The sequence below is a fragment of the Kitasatospora sp. NPDC057512 genome, assembly GCF_042802135.1.
In the GTDB taxonomy this organism is placed as follows: domain Bacteria; phylum Actinomycetota; class Actinomycetes; order Streptomycetales; family Streptomycetaceae; genus Kitasatospora.
Genome location: NZ_JBHVET010001051.1, coordinates 1 through 2,186, shown reverse-complemented (window position 1 = coordinate 2,186; position 2,186 = coordinate 1). Strand labels below are relative to the sequence as shown.

General features: G+C 65.7%; 5 protein-coding genes. 3 read left to right on the top strand and 2 right to left on the bottom strand.

Annotated features, from left to right (window positions below; all coding sequences use genetic code 11):
• Together ACFU6K_RS37450 and ACFU6K_RS37445 are read right to left on the bottom strand one after the other, a co-directional pair.
• Window positions 1–218: hypothetical protein (locus ACFU6K_RS37450; RefSeq protein WP_380670886.1), on the bottom strand; the 218-nt coding region annotated here is incomplete at its 3' end.
• Window positions 218–583 (bottom strand): ATP-binding protein, encoded by a 366-nt coding sequence (locus ACFU6K_RS37445; RefSeq protein ID WP_380670884.1) that lies wholly within the window; start codon window positions 581–583, stop codon window positions 218–220. The genes ACFU6K_RS37450 and ACFU6K_RS37445, both read right to left, overlap by 1 nt.
• Window positions 584–820: 237 nt before the next feature.
• Between ACFU6K_RS37445 and ACFU6K_RS37440 the strand changes: the two genes are divergently transcribed.
• The 3 genes from ACFU6K_RS37440 (at window position 821) to ACFU6K_RS37430 (ending at window position 2,151) form a co-directional block, all read left to right on the top strand.
• Window positions 821–1,684, top strand: coding sequence for a helix-turn-helix domain-containing protein (locus ACFU6K_RS37440; RefSeq protein WP_380670882.1), 864 nt, complete (start codon window positions 821–823; stop codon window positions 1,682–1,684).
• Window positions 1,677–1,868, top strand: coding sequence for a DUF397 domain-containing protein (locus ACFU6K_RS37435; protein WP_380670880.1), 192 nt, complete (start codon window positions 1,677–1,679; stop codon window positions 1,866–1,868). Before ACFU6K_RS37440 ends, ACFU6K_RS37435 begins: the two co-directional genes overlap by 8 nt.
• A gap of 91 nt (window positions 1,869–1,959) precedes the next feature.
• Window positions 1,960–2,151 carry a DUF397 domain-containing protein gene (locus tag ACFU6K_RS37430; RefSeq protein ID WP_380670878.1) on the top strand — a complete coding sequence of 64 codons (192 nt, stop codon included), beginning with the start codon at window positions 1,960–1,962 and terminating at the stop codon, window positions 2,149–2,151.
• The last annotated feature ends 35 nt before the right edge of the window (window positions 2,152–2,186 follow it).

Here is a 2,186-nt window from a genome sequence, read left to right as displayed (position 1 = left end):
GTGAGGAGGTTGAGGAGAGTTGAGGCCGGCGCCGTGTTGAAGCGGACGAGGACGCGGCCGTCCATGGTCCGGTCGGTGCCGATCGAGGGGAAGATCAGGCCGAACTCTCGCCCCCGCTCCACGACTTCGTCCAGGAGGGCGCTGATGTGGTCCTCGGTGTAGTAGCGGATCCGGGGGTCGGTCGGCAGCATCGGGTGACGGCCGGGGCGGTAGATCATCAGACGGCGCCCTTCCGCAGCTCAAACCACACGGATTTGGCCCGCTCGTGCGGGTCGACGCCCCAGCCGTGGGTGAGGGCCGCGACGAGCTGGAGGCCCCGGCCGGACTCGGCGAGCAGGGACAGCGGCGGGGCGGAGGGCAGCACCGGGCTCTCGTCCGTGACGGAGACCCGGAGGACGTCCCCCTCGGAGATGATCTCGACCAGCGGCGCGGGGGTTTCGGTGTGCCGCCAGGCGTTGACGAGGAGCTCGCAGAGCGCGAGCTGCGCGTCGAAGATCGGCGAGGCGGACCATCCGACGCGGGTCATGGTGTTGCGGAGGGTCTGACGCGCGACCGCGATGGTGGGGGTGTTGATGTGACGCATGGGAGTTCTCCCGAGGCGTGAGTGAGGGGGAACCGGCGGAACATGTGTCGCCGTGAGCCAGGCCGGTGGAGAAGGACATGGCTGCTCTGCGGTGCTTGCTAGCAGGCGTTACTGACGATCCGTCGGACCGATGTGACACCGACCATAACGCAGACGGTCTCAATTTTGAGCCGAGAGCTGGGAGGTTCCCCCGAACGTGGCAACTCCACCGCCCCGACCTGCGGCAGACTGGTCATCATGGCGCTACGACCGAACCCAACCCTTCGCCAACGGCGGATCGGGACCGAGCTACGGAGGATGCGGGAGCAGGCTGGCCTCGGCGGCAGTCAGCTGGCGCGCAAGCTCGGCATCCAGCCCGCGCAGATCACACAGATGGAGAGCGGGAAGGGTGGGGTCAGTGTCGAGCGGCTGCGAACCATCGCCGCTGCATGCATGTGCGGCAACCAGCAGCTGATCGACGCACTGACCGAGGTGACCACCGAGCGCACGAAGGGATGGTGGGAGGAGTACCGCGGGTCGGTATCCTCACATCTGCTCGATCTCGCAGAGCTTGAGGAATCCGCTGCGAGGCTCATTACCTACACGATCACGTTCGTACCTGGGCTGCTACAAACTGATGCCTACGCCGCCTCGGTCTTCGCCAGAGCTATCCCACCATTGCCCCACCATGAAGTCGACGTCCGGATGGACTTCCGGATGAAGCGGCAACAGGTCATCCGCGCAGGCGGGCCGCCTTACGCCGCATTCATCCACGAAGCTGCTCTCCGTATGCAGTTCAGTGGCCCGAAAGTCCTCACTGAGCAGCTCGAAGCCCTCATCAAGCACTCCGAGACCTCGGCAGTCTCGATCCGCGCAGTACCGTTCGACATCGAGTCCCTGCCCGGCCCGAGCGAGAACCTCATCTACGCGGAAGGCGCTGTACCCGAGCTGGATTCGGTTCAGATCGACACCACCCACAACAGCCTGATTCTCGACTCTCCTGCACCACTCGCAAGCTACCGCGAGATGCTCGCCCGGATGGCGTCCGTCGCACTCTCGGAGGAGGAGTCCCGAGACTTCATCCGGCAGATCAAAAAGGAGATAGAGAGCAAGCATGGATAGCCCCGTGTGGCAGAAGTCCAGCTACTCCGGCGCGAACAACGCGTGCGTCGAGGTCCGCACATTGAGCGGCGCGGTCGAAATCCGCGAGTCGGACGAGGGCCACCTCGTCCTCCGCACCACCCCCATCGCCCTCGCCGCCTTCCTCCACGCCCTCAAGGCCGGCGAGTTCGACCACCACGCCTGACGGTTCCTCTCCGCGCCCCTCGCCCTCCCCAGGGCGAGGGGCGCAACATGAGACCTCACCGACCTGCCAGGAAGGAAATGGAAGACAGCAAATGCCTGAGTCCAACTGGCAGAAGTCCAGCTACAGCGCCTCAAGCAACGAGTGCGTCGAGGTCCGTACGTCCAACGGCGCGGTCGAAATCCGCGAGTCCGACCAGGGCCACCTCGTCCTCCACACCACCCCCACCACTTTCGCCGCCCTCCTCCACGCCCTCAAGGCCGGCGAGTTCGACCACCACGCCTGACGGTTCCACTCCGCGCCCCTCGCCCTCCCCAGGGC

Bases quoted from the DNA above. Each gene is read 5' to 3' on its own strand.
- ACFU6K_RS37445 (WP_380670884.1), bottom strand. From the start codon at position 583: ATGCGTCACATCAACACCCCCACCATCGCGGTCGCGCGTCAGACCCTC.
- ACFU6K_RS37440 (WP_380670882.1), top strand. From the start codon at position 821: ATGGCGCTACGACCGAACCCAACCCTTCGCCAACGGCGGATCGGGACC.
- ACFU6K_RS37430 (WP_380670878.1), top strand. From the start codon at position 1,960: ATGCCTGAGTCCAACTGGCAGAAGTCCAGCTACAGCGCCTCAAGCAAC.
- ACFU6K_RS37435 (WP_380670880.1), top strand. From the start codon at position 1,677: ATGGATAGCCCCGTGTGGCAGAAGTCCAGCTACTCCGGCGCGAACAAC.